The 15,490-nt window shown below is 73.4% G+C and carries 14 protein-coding genes; 12 read left to right on the top strand and 2 right to left on the bottom strand.

Annotated elements, in window-relative coordinates; genetic code table 11:
* Nucleotides 1–115 precede the first annotated feature (115 nt).
* Entirely contained in the window at nt 116–1,531 is a 1,416-nt protein-coding gene (locus K7B10_RS10720) for an NAD(P)/FAD-dependent oxidoreductase (protein WP_229335888.1), read from the top strand.
* Nucleotides 1,532–1,540: 9 nt separating this feature from the next.
* Here K7B10_RS10720 and K7B10_RS10715 read toward each other — a convergent pair whose 3' ends face one another.
* Nucleotides 1,541–2,497: a trypsin-like serine peptidase gene (locus K7B10_RS10715; RefSeq protein WP_229335887.1), complete on the bottom strand. Its 957-nt coding sequence runs from the start codon at nt 2,495–2,497 to the stop codon at nt 1,541–1,543.
* Between the two features lie 233 nt (nt 2,498–2,730).
* On the opposite strand from K7B10_RS10715, the gene K7B10_RS10710 reads away from it, so the two are divergent.
* The 11 genes from K7B10_RS10710 (at nt 2,731) to K7B10_RS10660 (ending at nt 14,488) form a co-directional block, all read left to right on the top strand.
* Complete coding sequence (locus tag K7B10_RS10710) at nt 2,731–3,777, top strand: phosphatidylinositol-specific phospholipase C domain-containing protein (RefSeq protein ID WP_229335886.1); 1,047 nt, start codon at nt 2,731–2,733, stop codon at nt 3,775–3,777.
* Nucleotides 3,778–3,861: 84 nt separating this feature from the next.
* Nucleotides 3,862–4,926 carry a tRNA (adenosine(37)-N6)-threonylcarbamoyltransferase complex transferase subunit TsaD gene (gene tsaD / locus K7B10_RS10705; protein ID WP_229335885.1) on the top strand — a complete coding sequence of 355 codons (1,065 nt, stop codon included), beginning with the start codon at nt 3,862–3,864 and terminating at the stop codon, nt 4,924–4,926.
* Between the two features lie 94 nt (nt 4,927–5,020).
* Nucleotides 5,021–5,689 carry an O-methyltransferase gene (locus K7B10_RS10700; RefSeq protein WP_229335884.1) on the top strand — a complete coding sequence of 223 codons (669 nt, stop codon included), beginning with the start codon at nt 5,021–5,023 and terminating at the stop codon, nt 5,687–5,689.
* Between the two features lie 50 nt (nt 5,690–5,739).
* Nucleotides 5,740–6,501, top strand: a complete 762-nt coding sequence (locus K7B10_RS10695) for a tyrosine-protein phosphatase (protein ID WP_229335883.1) — start codon at nt 5,740–5,742, stop codon at nt 6,499–6,501.
* A gap of 129 nt (nt 6,502–6,630) precedes the next feature.
* Complete coding sequence (locus K7B10_RS10690; RefSeq protein ID WP_229335882.1) at nt 6,631–7,467, top strand: S1 family peptidase; 837 nt, start codon at nt 6,631–6,633, stop codon at nt 7,465–7,467.
* A 106-nt stretch (nt 7,468–7,573) separates the two neighbouring features.
* Nucleotides 7,574–7,906 carry a DUF6968 family protein gene (locus tag K7B10_RS10685; protein WP_229335881.1) on the top strand — a complete coding sequence of 111 codons (333 nt, stop codon included), beginning with the start codon at nt 7,574–7,576 and terminating at the stop codon, nt 7,904–7,906.
* 34 nt (nt 7,907–7,940) lie between these two features.
* A complete protein-coding gene (locus K7B10_RS10680) occupies nt 7,941–8,531 on the top strand; it encodes a DUF421 domain-containing protein (RefSeq protein ID WP_229335880.1) in 591 nt (196 codons plus the stop codon).
* Between the two features lie 287 nt (nt 8,532–8,818).
* Complete coding sequence (locus K7B10_RS10675) at nt 8,819–10,009, top strand: cation:proton antiporter (protein WP_229335879.1); 1,191 nt, start codon at nt 8,819–8,821, stop codon at nt 10,007–10,009.
* Between the two features lie 140 nt (nt 10,010–10,149).
* A complete protein-coding gene (locus K7B10_RS10670; RefSeq protein WP_229335878.1) occupies nt 10,150–10,983 on the top strand; it encodes a hypothetical protein in 834 nt (277 codons plus the stop codon).
* Nucleotides 10,980–12,014, top strand: coding sequence for a P-loop NTPase family protein (locus K7B10_RS10665; protein WP_229335877.1), 1,035 nt, complete (start codon nt 10,980–10,982; stop codon nt 12,012–12,014). Before K7B10_RS10670 ends, K7B10_RS10665 begins: the two co-directional genes overlap by 4 nt.
* 116 nt (nt 12,015–12,130) lie before the next feature.
* The gene (locus K7B10_RS10660) at nt 12,131–14,488 is read left to right on the top strand and encodes a hypothetical protein (protein WP_229335876.1); all 2,358 of its coding nucleotides are present in this window, start codon (nt 12,131–12,133) and stop codon (nt 14,486–14,488) included.
* On the opposite strand, the gene K7B10_RS10655 is transcribed toward K7B10_RS10660, so the two are convergent.
* Complete coding sequence (locus K7B10_RS10655; RefSeq protein WP_229335875.1) at nt 14,469–15,482, bottom strand: hypothetical protein; 1,014 nt, start codon at nt 15,480–15,482, stop codon at nt 14,469–14,471. The two genes, K7B10_RS10660 and K7B10_RS10655, sit on opposite strands and share 20 nt — an antisense overlap.
* Between the last annotated feature and the right edge of the window lie 8 nt (nt 15,483–15,490).

Here is a 15,490-nt window from a genome sequence, read left to right as displayed (position 1 = left end):
GTACGGGTCCGGCGGGGGCGCCCCCGCGTGAGCCCCCCGTCCGCCCCCGGGGTGCCTCGGGGCGCCCCGGGCGGGACCTGATCCGCCGCGGCGCCGGCGCGGGAGACTCGGCGCCATGGACGACGACACGGACAACCACCCAGAAGTCCACGAAGCCCACGATCACGCGGTGGTCCTCGGCGCAGGCCTGGCGGGGCTACTGGCGGCGCGGGCACTCGCGCAGCGGTTCGCGCGCGTGACCGTGGTGGAACGGGACGAACTGCCGGACACCGGACCGGCCTTCCGGCCCGGCGTGCCGCAGTCCCGGCACGTGCACGTGCTGTGGTCGCGGGGCCTGGAGCTGATGGAAGGGCTGCTGCCCGGGGTGACCCGCGAACTGCTGGCGGCCGGTGCGGCGCTGATGGAGACCCCGCGGGACTTCCTGTGGCTGAGCCCGGCCGACTGGTTCCACCCGGTTCCGGGGTCCCGGATCCTGATCGGCAGCAGGGAGCTGATCGACTGGACGGTCCGCCGGGAGGTGCTGCGGGACGAACGCATCCGGGTCCGCTCCGGCTCGACGGCGACCGGGCTCGTCGCCGGGCCCGACGGCCGCTCCGTCACCGGCGTACGGCTGCGCGAGGGCGACCCGCTGCCGGCCCGCCTCGTGGTCGACGCGACGGGGCGGACCTCCCGGGCCCCGGCCTGGCTCGCCGCCCTCGGCCACCCGGCCCCGGCGACCACCCGCTACGACTCCCGCCTCGGCTACTCCAGCCGCTACTACGAGATCCCGCCGGATCCCGCCCGCCGCTGGCAGGGGATCTACGTCCAGGGCCGCCCCGAGAATCCGCGCGGCGGCGTGCTGGTGCCCCTCGACGACGGCCGCTGGCTCGTGACGCTGACCGGCAACGGCGAACACGCCCCCCCGACCGGGGACGAGGAGTTCCTCGACTTCACCCGGACCCTGCGCTCGCCGGTGCTGTACGACGCGCTCCGGGACGCCAAACCGCTCTCGACGCCGACGGGTTACCGCAACACCGCCAACGAATGGCGGCACTTCGAGCGCCTCGACCGCTGGCCGGCCGGATTCGTCGTCCTCGGCGACGCCGTCTGCCGGGTCAACCCCGTGTACGGGCAGGGGATGACGGTGGCCGCGCTCGCGGCGGACGCGCTGGCCGGGGCCATCCGCGGGCTCGCGCCCCGGGAGATCGCCGCGGCCGCCCGGCGGATCCAGCGGCGCACGGCCGCCGCCTCCGACGTGGCCTGGCAGATCGCCACCAGCGAGGACATGCGGTACCCGGAGACCGAGGGGCCGCCGCCCGACCGGGCGACCAAGGTCCTGCAGGCCTACATGTCCCGGGTGATCGTGGGCGCCAACGCCGACCCGGAGATCTCCCGGCCCTTCTTCGGCGTGCTGTCGCTGGCGCTCGCGCCGAACGTCCTGCTGAGCCCGGGCACGGTGATACGGGTCCTGTCCAAGTGGCGCCTGCCGACGGCCCCGGAGACCGCCGACTACCCGCCGCACCACAACGCCCCGGCGGACTCGGGGGCGTAGGGACACCCTTCAGCGGGCCGCCACGGCGCGCTCGTACACGGCCCGCACCCCGTCGCCGAACAGGCTGCTGTACGAGGTCGTCTCGTCGCCGCCCCCGTCGCGGCCGCCGACCACCCCGATCAGGGTGTGCGCGTCGGTCAGCACCGGACCACCGCTCGTGCCGTCGGGTACGTCCGCGCAATCCAGCCGCAATTGCGTGGGCCCCTCGGCACGGGCGGTGTTGAAGCACTCCACCGGGTACTCGGTGGCGTTCGGATAGCCCACGACCCGGGCGGGAGCGGGCAGCCCGGGCCCGAACCGGATCGTCTGGGCCCCGGTGGCGTCCTCCAGCCGCTCGCCGGGGTGCCCCGGCCGGCGCATCCTCAGGAAGGCCACGTCGTAGTCGGGGTCCTGGTCCTCGATCCAGCGGGGGTCCACGTCGATCCGCGTGGGCACCCAGACCCCGTACGGGGCCGTGGCGTCCCGGTAGCCGGGGGCGAAGACCAGGTTCGTACGGAAGCCGAGGACGCCGCGGTACACGCAGTGGGCGGCGGTCGCGACGAGGTCGCCGCCGGGGGAGTGGACCACGCTCGCCGAGCAATGGTGGTCCTGGTCCGCGTCCTCGCCGGGGGAGAACAGCGCCCCGATCGCGGGCTCCGCCGCGGCGGGCCGCGCGACCAGCGGGTCGGAGGGCTGCCAGCCGCCGGACCGCCAGTGCACGCCGGCCGGGGGGCCGCCCGTGCCCTGCGCGGCCCGCGGCGCCCGGGCCGGGACCTCCCGCGCCGGGCCGTCCAGTACGGCCGCCGCCGCGCGGTCGGCCTGCTCGGGGTCCTGTGCGTAGCTCCCCCCGGCCGGATCCCCGTCCGCCACGTACGCCGCCATGCCGTGCAGCTTCCACAGGAGCCCGGCGCACCCCATCAGCACGGCGCAGCCGACGCCGACGAGCAGGCAGACCCGTACGATCCGCCCGCGGACCTTGGTGAACATGTGGCACTCCCGCCCGGAAACGCTGATCGGCGTTCCGATCGGCGTCCCGACCGGCTCCCTGTTCGACGGACGGCGCGGCGGCGGCAGTTCCGGACCGGAACGTGTCCGTCCTCACAGCCGGGGGCGTCCGGCCGTCCCCGTCATCCGGCGTCCTTCCGCCCGTCACCCAACTCGCCTACTCTCCCGGCGAGTCGAACCATGGCGCACCGACTGGGCGGACAGGAGCCGAAAGCATGAGATTACGGAACCGGATGGCGGGCGCGGTGACGGCGGGTCTGGCGGCACTGGCCTTCGTACTCGGTACGGCCCCGGCCGGGGCGGCAGGGGCAGGCGCCGACCTCCCGTACGCGGGATCGACCGGCGTCGGCGTGCACAACGCGTACGAGAAGGCCAAGTACCCGTACTTCGCGGACGCCCTCGATTCAGGCGCGGCGATGCTGGAACTCGACGTGTGGACCAACTTCTTCGGCAGCTCCTGGCGGGTCTCGCACGACAACCCCTTCGGCAACGACAACAACTGCGAGAACGCCACCAGCCCCGCCCAGCTGCGCACCAAGTCCCGCAACCAGAACCTCGCGGGCTGCCTCTCCGACATCCGCAGCTGGCACGACGCGCACCCCGGCCACCGCCCGGTCGTCCTCAAGCTGGAGCTCAAGGACGGCTTCGCCGCCAACCTCGGGCGCGGCCCGGCCGAACTCGACGCGCTGCTGAACTCGAAGCTCGGCGACGCCGTCTACCGCCCGGGCCAGCTCGCCGCCGGCCACCCCGACCTGGACACCGCCGCCCGGGCCGGTGCCTGGCCGAGCCGCGCCGCGATGGCCGGGAGGTTCCTGGTGGAGCTGATCCCCGGCACCCTGGAGGAGGGCAACACGGGCGACACGCTGTGGACGGACCGGGAGTACGGCCAGTACCTGCGCTCCCTCGCCGCCGCGGGCCGGCTCGGCCAGGCGGCCGCCTTCCCCGCCGTGCACCGGGCCGAGGCCGGAGACCCGCGCGCCCGGTACGCGGACGCGACGCTCCGTCCGTGGTTCGTGGTCTTCGACGGGGACGCGAGCGCGTACGCGGGCGGCTCGATCGACACCGCCTGGTACGACCGCAACCACTACCTGCTGATCGCCACCGACGCCCAGGGCGTGGCGCCCGCCATCGACGGGGTGCACCCGACCGAGGCCCAGGCCCGCGAGCGGGTGGGCCTGATGGCCGCGCACCACGCGTCCATCGCCTCGGCGGACTGGTACCCACTGCCCTCGGTGCTGGCGACGGTGGTCCCGCGCGGCTAGGGCCCACCCGACCCTGATCCGCCGGACACGCCCTAGTACCCTTATTGCGAACTATTCGCAATAAGGGTCGGGTGTGCGGGTCGGATGGCTGCTTCTCCGGTGGTGCTCGGCATCGAGTCCTCCTGCGACGAGACGGGCGCGGGCATCGTGCAGGGCGGCCGGCTCCTCGCGCACGTCGTCGGGTCGAGCATGGACGAGCACGCCCGCTTCGGCGGAGTCGTCCCCGAGATCGCGGCCCGCGCCCACCTGCACTCCTTGAACCCGGTGGTCCGCCAGGCCCTCGACCGGGCCGGATTGCGGGCCGACCAGCTCGACGCGGTGGCCGTCACCACCGGCCCCGGCCTCTCCGGCGCGCTCCAGGTCGGACTGGCCGGGGCCAAGGCCCTCTCCTACTCGCTGGGCGTACCGCTGTACGGGGTCCACCACCTGGCCGGGCACGTCGCCGCCGACACCCTGGAGCACGGGCCGCTCCCCCGGCCGTGCGTGGTGCTGATCGTCTCCGGCGGCCACACCTCGCTGCTGCTGGTACGGGACCTCGTGCGCGAGCCGATCCTGCACCTCGGGGACACCCTGGACGACGCGGCGGGGGAGTGCTTCGACAAGGTGGCCCGGGTGTTCGGCCTGCCGTACCCGGGTGGGCCGGCCATCGACAGGGCGGCGCGCGGCGGCGACCCGAGGGCGGTCCCGTTCCCGCGCCCGCTGACCGGCGGGCCGCGCGGGGAGGACCCGTACGCGTACTCCTTCTCCTTCTCGGGGCTGAAGACGGCCGCGGCCCGCTGGGCCGAGGGCCACCGGCAGCGCGGGGAGCGGCTGCCGGTCGCCGACGGGGCGGCCTCGCTCCAGGAGGCGGTGGCCGACGTGCTGACCCGCAAGGCGGTCGCGGCCTGCACGGCCCACGACGTGAAGACGCTGGTGGTGGTCGGCGGGGTGGCGGCCAACTCGCGCGTCCGGGCCCTGGCGGAGCGGCGCTGCGCCTCGGCGGGGATCGAACTGAGGGTGCCGCCGATGACGCTGTGCACGGACAACGGCGCGATGATCGCGGCGATCGGCGACCTCCTGGTCCGCGCGGACGCACCGCCCGCCCCGCTCACCCTCACGATCGACCCGTCGGCCCCCCTGGAGTACGCGGCGCTCCACCCGGTGGCCTGACGGCCCGGCCCGGGGCGGGCCGTTGCCGTCCCGGGGCGCCGTCGTTGGGCAGTCCCGAAGGCGTACGCACGGGACGCGCGAAGGGACGTACGGCATGGACAGGGACATCGACGAAGTGAAGACGGTGCACCTCACCGACGAGGTGTACGCGTACCTGGTCGCTCAGGCCGAGCCGCCGGGCCGCGTGCAGGAGGAGCTCGTCGAGCGGACCCGCGCGCTCGGCCGCGAGGCGCAGATGCAGGTCCCGCACGAGCAGGGCGTCTTCCTCACCCTGCTGGGCAAGATGCTCGGGGCCCGCCGGATCGTGGAGGTCGGCACCTTCACCGGCTACTCCACCCTGGCCCTGGCGGCGGGTCTGGTCCCGGGTGGGCGGGTCCTGACCTGCGACGTCTCCGAGGAGTGGACGTCGATCGCGCAGGAGGCCTGGAAGGCGGCCGGGGTCGGCGACCGGATCGAGCTCGCCATCGCCCCGGCGCTGGAGACGCTGCGCGCGCTCCCGCACGAGCCGGTGATCGACCTGGTGTTCCTGGACGCGGACAAGCCCGGCTACCGCGCGTACTGGGACGAGCTCGTGCCCCGCCTGCGGCCCGGCGGGGTGATCGCCGCCGACAACGTCCTGTACGGGGGAGAGGCGGTGGACGCGGGGGCCCGGGGCAACGCCCTGGCCATCCGGGAGTTCAACGCGCACGTGCGCGCCGACGGGCGCATGGAGTCGGTGATGCTCCCGATCGCGGACGGCCTCACGCTCGCACGCAAGCGCTGAGGAGCGATCGGGCATCCTGGGGCACTCGACCGTCCTACGAGGAGCCCCAGTTGCCCGACCCGAACGTGCCCACGCGCCACCGCCACGTCGACTTCGACCGCCTGCACAACTTCCGCGACCTGGGCGGGTACCGCTCCGCCGACGGGCGTACCGTCGCCTGGGGCGCGCTCTACCGGTCCGACTCGCTCGGAAAGCTGGCGGGGCCCGCGGCCCGGGCGGACTGGGACCGCTTCCTCGGCCTCGGCATACGCACGGTCATCGACCTGCGCTACCCCTGGGAGATCGAGGCCAAGGGCCGGATCCCCGAGCCCGAGCGGTTCGCGTACGCCAACCTCAGCATCGAGCACCGCCCGTACGACCAGGCCGCGATAGATCCGGACACCGACCCCTGGCGGTATCTGGCCGACCGGTTCGCCGAGGTGACCGAGGACGGCGTCGACGAGATCCGCCGGACCATCGAGCTCATCGCCGCCGGCCCCGGTCCGACGGTCTTCCACTGCACCTCCGGCAAGGACCGCACCGGCCTGATCGCCGCGTTCGTGCTGATTCTCCTCGACGTGTCCGAGGAGGAGGTCCTGGCCGATTTCGCGCTCACCGAACTGGCCACCACCCGCCTCACGGCCGACTGGCACGCCGCCAACCCGGGCCGCACGATGCGCTGGCCCTCGTACGGCCGCGCCCCGGCGCAGATCCTGTCCCTCGTCCTCGCCGACCTGACCACGCGCTACGGCTCCCCGGCCGAATACCTCGCCGAGCGCGTCGGGATCACCCCGGCGACGGCGGCCCGGCTCCGGGACCGCCTCCTGCGCTGACGGGAGCCCTTCGAAACCCGAAACCCGCCAACTCTGGCCACATCCTTGCCTGTTGATGCGCAGGTCCCAACAATGCACATGACAACCGGAGGATCTTCGGTTGCATCGTCATCAGAGGGGAACCCCCACATGCGCAAGCCTCTCGTCGGCGCCGTGCTGTCGCTGCTCCTGATAGGAGCGGCGGCGGCACCGGCCGTGGCCTCGACATCCCGGGACAAGGCGGCGCCGGCCGTCACCGTGAACTACGCGGGCACCGTCGCGCTCAGCAACTGCTCCGGCTCCGTCGTCCGCGCCCCCGGCTCCCAGCCGGACGACCCCGCGCTCGTGCTCTCCAACGGGCACTGCATCGAATCCGGCTTCCCGGGGCCGGGCGAGGTCGTCAAGGACCAGTCGTCCAGCCGCTCGTTCTCGCTGCTCAACGCGTCGGGCTCGCGCGTGGCGACGCTCCGGGCGAGCAAGATCGCGTACGCGACGATGACCGACACGGACATCTCGATCTACCAGCTGACCAAGACGTACGCGCAGATCCAGAGCCAGTACGGCATCGCCGCGCTCACCCTGAACGACGCCCGCCCGGTGCAGGGCACGGCGATCAAGGTCGTGTCGGGGTACTGGAAGCGGATCTACAGCTGCAACGTGGACGGCTTCGCGTACCGGCTCAAGGAGGGGGAGTGGACCTGGAAGGACTCGGTCCGCTACACCTCGTCCTGCAACACGATCGGCGGCACCTCGGGCTCCCCGGTGATCGACACGACGACGGGCAAGGTCGTCGCGGTCAACAACACGGGCAATGAGGACGGGCAGCGCTGCACGGAGAACAACCCGTGCGAGGTGGACGAGACCGGCAAGGTCACCGTCCGCCAGGGCATCAACTACGCCCAGGAGACGTACATCATCGTCCCGTGCATCGGCGCGGGCAACAAGATCGACCTGACCCGCGCGGGCTGCACCCTGCCGAAGCCGTGACGCACGAGGCCGCCCGTCCCCCGGCGGGTCGGGCGGCCGCCCCTACGGGGAACCGACGCGTACCAGGTCAGACTGGCCCCACCGAAGTCGACCGAAGGCCGAACGCATGAAGAACCACCTGGTGATCGCCACCCGCCACCTGGAAGCGGTGACACGGGACGGCGAGACCTTCCCGGTCACCCTCCAGCTGGGCGCCCCGTACCCCGATCCGGACCCGGCCGGCGACTGGATCTGCCCGTGCCGGCTCGAGGGCCTGTCCGAGAGCACGTACGAGATCCACGGGGTGGACGGGATCCAGGCCCTGGCCCTGGCCGCGGAGGTCCTGGGCAGCGGGCTGGCCGAGGCCGCGCAGGAGCGCGGCCTCACCTTCACCTGGGGCGGGCAGAGCGGACTGACCGCGGCCGAGGTCCTGCTCCGCTCGAACACGGCGGGTCGCTGACACCGGCCGCGGCGGATGTGCCAGCGTGGACGGGGTGCACGCCGCCCAAGACGCCCTCACGCCGTTCCTGCACGGCGACATCCCGTACCTGGAGAAGGCGCTCCGCACCATCGGGGTCTACGTACTGATCCTCCTGCTGCTGCGGATCGTCGGCAAGCGCCAGCTCGCACAACTCAGCACGTTCGACCTGGTGGTCATGCTGCTGCTGGCCAACGTCGTGCAGAACGCCGTGATCGGCCCGGACGACTCGGTCCTCGGGGCGGCCTTCGGAGCCGCCGTACTGCTCGCGGTCAACAACGTGGTCGTCCGGGCGGCCGCCCGCTACGAATGGCTGGGGCGCCTCCTGGAGGGCACCCCCACCACCCTGGCCCGCGACGGACACTGGCTCACCCCGGTGATCCGGCGCAACGGCCTGCGCCGGGCGGACCTGGACGCGGCGGTCCGCCACCAGGGCGGCGACGACGTCGCGGAGACCACGGAGGTCACCCTGGAACCGGGCGGCGCCCTGGTGGTCCAGCTGGCGGAACCCGAACAATCGGCGGACAAGTCCGACATCGCAGCCCTCCGAGCCGCCCTGGCCGCCCTTGACCGAAAAGTGGACGCCCTGAGCGGCCGGTCCCGGTAGCCGGTGTTCGGCGACGGCCCGGACCGGGCATCTTCCTGGCACGACCGCACAGAAGCGGTCGAGGCGCGCCATCTTGTGTCGTCCATTCGGGTCGAACAGTCAACTCCCGTACAGGAAGCGGGAGTCCGGCTTTCGATTCGACGCCCGCGCCCCCTACGATTCACCTGGGTCCGCGGCGCCGACGCATGGGGGTGCAGGGCGACGTCCGCGGGCCGGGAGGGGGAGGGGCTGTGAGGAGAGGTGGACGTGCCCGGCCATGGCGGCTGCCGGAATCGATCCCGGCGGTCGTGGCCGGCGGGATCGGCGCGCTGCTGGTCGGCGTGACGATCGGGCTGTTCACCGAGCCGGCGGCGCTGCTCGGCAGTGGAGGCTACCTCTACGGCACGGGGCTGCTGCTCGCCGTCGGCCTGTACGGATCCACGTACTCGATCGATCTCGGGGCCCTGCGCTCGGACCTGTCCGCAGTGGTGGCGGCCGTGACGCTCGGCGTCGTCCTGAAGGCGTCGCTCATCGCGGGCGTGATGGTGCTGACCTTCGACCGGCCCGAGTACCTGGTGCTCGGCATCGCGGTGGCCCAGATCGATCCGCTGTCCGTCGCGGCGCTCGGCAAGGGCGAACGCATGTCGCCGCGCGCCCGATCGCTGCTCGCGGCGTGGGCCTCGTTCGACGATCCGATGACGGTGCTGCTGACGCTGTACGTCGCGGCCTACGCCTACACGGCCGCGGGCCACGAGGGCGCACCGGCCGTGGCGGGCGGCGGGGCCGGCGGCTATGCCAGGGGTCTGGGTCTCAACGCCGCTCTGCTCGCCGGGGTGCTGCTGCTGTGGTGGGCCGGGCGCAGGGCGCTGCGGGCGCTCGCCGGTTCGGGGGCGGCGGCCACGGCGCTCGCGGGCACGCCGCGGGGCCGGCGCGCCGGGGCGGTCCTCACGGGAGCGCTGGTGGTGGCGATGCTCGCGGTCGCCGCGTCGGGCATGCTGATGCCCGCGGTGGCGCTGGCCGGTCTGGTCGTCCGTACGGGGGCGTTCGACAAGGTCGTCGACCGGGCCGTCGCCGTGGCCTATCCGGCCGCGTTCCTGGCACTCGGCCTGTTCCTGGCCCATGGCGTGGCGCTCCTGCCCGGACTGGTCCTCGGCGCGGCCGCGTTCGGCGCGCAAGCGGTGGTCGCCCTGGGCGTCATGCCCCTGTTCGTGCGGGGACTGGAGCGGCGGGACCGGATCGGGCTCGGACTGGGGCAGCAGAACGGCATCACGGCCGTCCTCATCGCCCTCGCCCTGGAGCGCGACTTCCCCGGCACGGTCGCGACCGTCGGCCCCGCCGTACTCGTCGTCAACCTGCTCCACGGCACGTCGCAGGCGCTGCTCGCCCATCCGCCGTGGCCGTGGCGGCGCCGGGGTGGGCCTGAACCCGAAGCCGACGGGGAGCGTCCCCCCGAGAGGGTGGCGCGGGAGTCGTTGACCAAGGGGCGGTCGCCCGCCTGACGGCCGCCAGGGCGGTGGCGGCGACCCTTGCGGGGCCCAGGGGAACGAGTCGAGGAACGGGCACCGGGCGTGGCCGGAGGGGGAGGGTGCGCATGAGGCGGAAAAGGCGTCAGGGTCGGACGGGGCCCGGGACGGCCGCCGTGGTCCTCGTGCTGCTGGCGGCCGCCCCGGCGTTCGCCGCGCCCGCCGGGTCCAAGGAGCGCGACGTCCAGCTCGTGTACTGCCTCGACGCCTCGCACCGGGCCGAGCTCTTCACGGCCGCCGCACGCCTGGGCCTCCTGCAACCGGCGGCGTCGGCCCCCGTTTCCGTCATGGCCACGGACTCCGTGATGCCCACGGCCTCCGTCGGGCGCATGACGCCGCAGGCGTGGTCCGTGCGCCGTCAGGACGACTTCGCCCGGGCCTGTTCGGCGCTGATGGGGGCCGCGGCCGATGCGCCGGGAGCCGCGGCCGAGGAGAAGAAGGGGGAGAACGGCTGGTTCGAGACCTTCCTGACCTCGCTCCCCCTCCTCGCGGTGGGCGCCCTGCTCACGCTCGGCGGACAGTCCTGGGAGCGCACCTCCGTCGAACGGCGGCTGCTGAAACAGCAGTTGGAGAGCGGGAGAACATCCTTCCGGGCGGCTGCCCGGGAGTACCTCAGGAACTACGAGGACGATCCGGCGGCGGACCACACGGCGGTGCTGACGGCGCGCGAGGCGCTGGGCGCGGCCCTCGCCCAGATCTCCGCACCCGGTGCGCGGCGGGCGCGGGCCCATCGGCTGGCGGACGAGCTGCCGCTGGCCCGGCCGCTGCCCGAGTTCGACGGCGACCGGCGGCTCGGAACCGACGCGCGCGCCCGGCGGGCGCAGGAGGTGCGGCAGTCCGTGGACCGTAAGCTGAGCGCCGTGTCGGATCTCAACAGGCGCGGGTTCCAGCGGAGATGGCGTACCGCACGCGAGCGCCTGGCTCGCACGACCCCGGGAGCGGCCGCATGACGGTGCCTGCGCAGCACAACCCGTACGGCGTGCGCGTGCCGAAGAAGAGGCAGGCCCTGCGCAACGCCGAGTCCCCGCCCCGGGTCGACTACCCGCTGGTGCCCTGGAGCGAGACGAGCCACTGCGAGCAGTGGGTGGACGTCGATCACGCCAAGGCGCAGGTGGACACCTTCCGGAAGTGGCTGGAGAGGCTCCCGGACGTGGTCGACAGCGGGGTGAACTACGGCTCTCTGGTGGTGGTGACCGGCCCGATCGGCATGGGCAAGACCACGCTCATCCACCGGTGCGTCCACGAGGCGCAGAAGCACATCGAACGGATGGACCCGGACCCGCCCCTGAACCAGGTCGTCGCGATGACGGCCGGCTACGACAACATCGGCGACGTCATCAGCCTCGACGACAACGGCCGGTTCGCCACCGTTCCGGCCATCAACGCCGGCATCGTGAAGCAGGTCGTCACGGAACTGCGCACGAAGCTGGCCCATGTCGACACGGGCATCTCCAAATGGCCCCCGGGTGAGGCGTTCGAAGCGATCAGCGAGCTCCTGGAGCAGCAGGACGCGCTGCTCTTCGTCATCGTGCCGCACATCGCCTGGAAGGACCCGGGCGTGCGCAGCGAGTTCCTCCTGACCTGTCTCAAGCATGCGCGGAGCCGGATCGTCCTCTTCGTCGAGATCAGCCACGGAGCGACCGCCCGGGCCAAGGAAGTGGTCAAGGAGGTGGGCAGGCATCCCGCCGTCACGCACCTCGAACTCGGCCACCTGAAGGGGGAGGACAGGGTGGCGTTCGGTCAGGCCGCCCGTTCGGGCCACCCCGACCCGGACGCGACGCTCCTGACCGGGTGGGAGCCCGCCGATGTGAGGGAGCTGCGGCTGGTCTACCACGCCGCGGCCGAACACCAGATACGCGCGGGCGAACCGGTCCGGATCACGGCGCGCGAGCTGAGCCACCACGCGGAGCGGCTCAGACGCGAGGCCAGGGAGAACCTGCTCGGTGCGCTCGCCCACGACTTCCCGCCCGACGACTCCTGACCCGAAGATTCGTAGCGTGACGGCTCCGCCCCGCACGCGAGCCCCTGACCCAGCTCCCACGCCCCATCCGTCCGCCGCTCGGATCGCCGTCACCGGAAACACGAGGAGTGCCCGCCGTGGCCCCAGACAGTGGAGACATCTGGCACAGCAACCCCTTCCCCCTGAGTCCGGTCGTGCGCCTCGGCCCATCGGCCGACCTCGGGAACGTGCCGGTCGAGGCGGCGGACTCGGGCAACGCGACGATCGGGACGCCGACCACCGTCGAGCTCACCCGGCTGGTCGACGACTACCTCGGCAGCCGGCCGACCGGGGGCCGGCGCGGCCGGGTGATCGCCCTGGTGGGCGAGTTCGGACTGGGCAAGAGCCATGCGCTGCGCAAGGCGTACGCCGATCTGGGCCGGCTGCCGGACCCCCTGGCCATGTGGATCATGGACGAGCCGGTGCAGGACATGGGGCGGATGTACCGGGACCGGTTGCGCGGCCCCGGGGACACCCCCCAGGGGAAGCGCGCCTTCGAGGAACTGGTCCGCAACTACTACGCGTACGCGACGGCCAACCGCGTCGACACGCAGGGCAGCGACGCGCGACTGGGTGCGCTCGGCGAGATCGCGGCGGGGCTGCGGGGCGGCAGCCTCGACCCGGACAAGGTGGTGTCGGCGCTGCGCTACGACCCCGAGGTGATCCACGCGGACCTGCGCCGCACCTTGGGCGAGGTCACCGAGCACCGCCGCTTCGCCACCGCGCTGGCACTGCTCCAGGATCCGTCGTTCAACAGGATGGTGTGGGACTGGCTGAACGGCGGCGAGCCCGCCGAGCCGCTGCGGGAGCGCGGGATCACCGAGGCCATCGGGCCCGCGGCGGGGCAGGGCGGTCACGAGGACGCCGCGGGCATCGACCGGGTGTTCGACACGCTGGCGGTGCAGGCCGTCCTGCACGGCCGGGTCGGCAAGCCGTACGCCCTCCTGATCGACTCCCTGGAGAAGGTGCTCGAGTGGCGCGACGAGCACCGGCGCACGTTCATGGACGCCTTCGAACGGCTCGTCAACATCTACGCGAGCCGCGGCGGCCTGCTGGTCTTCTGCGTCTCTCCGAGCGGGCTGGGGGAGCTGCGGCAGAGCGTGCACGAGCGGCTGGTGCAGCTGTGGCCGAGCGGATTCGACGAAAGGCTCACCGGCGAGCTGGTCGCCGCGTACGTCCACGCGGGCCGGGGCGACGGCGGCGGGCCCCGCGGACCGGCGCCCGACGGGTCGGCGGGCCCGTTCGACGCGGAGGCCCTGCGGCTGCTGCACGAGCTGACGGACGGGGTGCCCCGCGAGGTCCTCAAGACCTGCCGGCAAGCCTGGCAGCTCGTCGAGGACAAGGACCGGCTCGACGGCGGCGGGGGTGCGGTACGGGACGTGCCGGCCGCCAGGGTGCTGCAGGCGGTGCGCGATCTGCACGAGGGCGTCGCCCGTCGGCAGGTCGAGACGGACGTGCGCACGGCCCTGGACATCGGCCAGTGGCGGATCGCCTCGCGCGATCCGGTCCCGGCCCGGCTGTCGGCCCCGCCGGGAGGCCGCGAGGAGGTGCTGCACTGGCTCTCTCCCGCGCCGAACGCCCACCTCGCGGTGATCCTCACCCGCTCCGTCCTCGTCGCCGACGACGCCGAACGGATCGCGGCCCAGGTGCACAGCCTGCGCAGTGCGGTGCGTCCGGGGCGGTGCGAGGTGCTGCTCGTCGTCAACGGCCACGTCTCGCAGGCCATGCAGGACCGTCTCGCGCGCGCGATCGGGTCCCGGCCGCTGGTGTACCGGCAGGGCGGCTTCCCCGAGAGGGCGGACAAGGCGCTGCGGAAGCTGGACGGGCGTCTTGCGGACGGGCGCCGCGAGGAGGGCCTGGTCCAGCTCGGCGAGAGGATGCGCCGCGACCTGGAGCAGCAGACCGCCGAACTCGCCGAACTGCGCCGGGCGATGGCCTCGTGGACGCCTGAACCCCGGCCGCGCTCCCTGCCGGCCGCCGCCGACGAGCGGCGCACCCCGTCACCGGGGTCACCGACGTCGGTGCTCGTCGAGAGCCCGCCCGAGCCGGAGCCGGCCGCCCCGGACCTGCCGGGACCGGTACGGCGCCGGTTCCAGGAGGCGCTCGCGGTGCTCGACACGGTCACCCGGCGCGTCGCCGGCACGGCCGTCAAACGACGGATCACGGCGACGTCGGCGGAGCTCGGCGTGCTCGGCTGCGCCACTCTGGTCCGCGCGCTGACCGAGAACTTCCGCGGCTCGGTGGCCGCCTGGCACCGCGCCGCCGTGCCCGGTGCGCCGACCGAGCGCCAGTGGGGCGAACTGCGCAGGATCTGCCGGGAGTACGAGAGCGCGGTCGAGGTCCTTCCGGTGCACCTGCTGGGCAACCCCGGCCCCCCTCACCCGCTGACGGCGGCCCGTACGGTCGAGGTGCTCGCGGAGGAGGTGTGGGGCACGCTCAGCGGGGCGGCTCCGTGACCCCCCGTACCGCACCCGCGAGCCGCTGCAGCTGCGCGTCGGCGTTGGCGACCTGGGTCTGGTCGAGGGTGACACCGACGAGGAACTCGCGGGACGAGGTCCAGACGAGGTAGACCGCACCCTCCTGCACGTCCAGGACCAGCCGCTCCACGGCCGGACGGCCCGCCTGAGCCGGGGCGACGAGGCCCAGTGCGTCGGCGAGGCGTATCAGGTGGCCGCGCAGGCTCCTGGAGAGCTCGCGGTAGGCGGTGCGCCGCGCGCGGACGCTGACGCTCAGGAACTTCGGGCCGAGGTCGTCCGATTCGAAGACGTCACCCGCGCACACCAGGGTCCAGTCCCGGTAGTAGGCGGCGTACTGCAGGTCGGTGGTGTTCACGTGGCCGAGCCACAGGGCGCGCAGCCGCTCCTCGTAGGCGGGCTCGGGCGTGGCGGCCGTACCGAAGTCGACGCGCAGCGGCATGCGTCCGCCGTCGACGGCGGAGAGGCCGGGCTTGGCCGTCGAGTCTCCGCCGGGCAGCTCGTCGGAGAGCCGGTGCACCTCCCGGCGGATCCGGGTGACCAGGGCGTTCATGGACGTGTCCATGGCGTCGGCGCCGTCGGCCGTGTCGGTGACCGCGGCCAGGTACTCGCCGGGCTTGACGCGCCCGCCCCACAGGCAGCCCTCCCTGTTGGAGACGACGGTGCGCATCAGCTCTCCGGTGCCGAGCGGCTGCAGGAGCACGCCGATGTCCTGGGTGGAGAGCAGCAGGCGGCTCCCGGGCAACGACTCCTCGTCCCGTTCGTCGCCGAGGTCGCCGATCAAGGCGCCGAGGGGGCGCCGGTCGGTGCGGCAGACGACGAAGTCGAGGATGCCGTTGCCGAAGTGGGACAGCGACCTGATCCCGGGGGTCGAGGCGACCGTCTCGTCGCACAACGAGGTTATCCGGCCGTGCCGTTCGGGAGCCCAGTGGTGCTCCGTCAGCGTCTGGGTGCCATGCGGTGCGGGGGCTGCCACGAGCACGT

The organism is Streptomyces flavotricini (assembly GCF_020639365.1).
Lineage (GTDB): Bacteria > Actinomycetota > Actinomycetes > Streptomycetales > Streptomycetaceae > Streptomyces > Streptomyces flavotricini.
This window is presented reverse-complemented; position numbering and strand designations above follow the sequence as displayed.

What these genes read in the sequence shown, in the direction of transcription:
- K7B10_RS10720 (WP_229335888.1), top strand. Translation starts at nt 116, where the DNA reads ATGGACGACGACACGGACAACCACCCAGAAGTCCACGAAGCCCACGAT.
- K7B10_RS10715 (WP_229335887.1), bottom strand. Translation starts at nt 2,497, where the DNA reads ATGTTCACCAAGGTCCGCGGGCGGATCGTACGGGTCTGCCTGCTCGTC.
- K7B10_RS10710 (WP_229335886.1), top strand. Translation starts at nt 2,731, where the DNA reads ATGAGATTACGGAACCGGATGGCGGGCGCGGTGACGGCGGGTCTGGCG.
- tsaD (WP_229335885.1), top strand. Translation starts at nt 3,862, where the DNA reads ATGGCTGCTTCTCCGGTGGTGCTCGGCATCGAGTCCTCCTGCGACGAG.
- K7B10_RS10700 (WP_229335884.1), top strand. Translation starts at nt 5,021, where the DNA reads ATGGACAGGGACATCGACGAAGTGAAGACGGTGCACCTCACCGACGAG.
- K7B10_RS10690 (WP_229335882.1), top strand. Translation starts at nt 6,631, where the DNA reads ATGCGCAAGCCTCTCGTCGGCGCCGTGCTGTCGCTGCTCCTGATAGGA.
- K7B10_RS10685 (WP_229335881.1), top strand. Translation starts at nt 7,574, where the DNA reads ATGAAGAACCACCTGGTGATCGCCACCCGCCACCTGGAAGCGGTGACA.
- K7B10_RS10665 (WP_229335877.1), top strand. Translation starts at nt 10,980, where the DNA reads ATGACGGTGCCTGCGCAGCACAACCCGTACGGCGTGCGCGTGCCGAAG.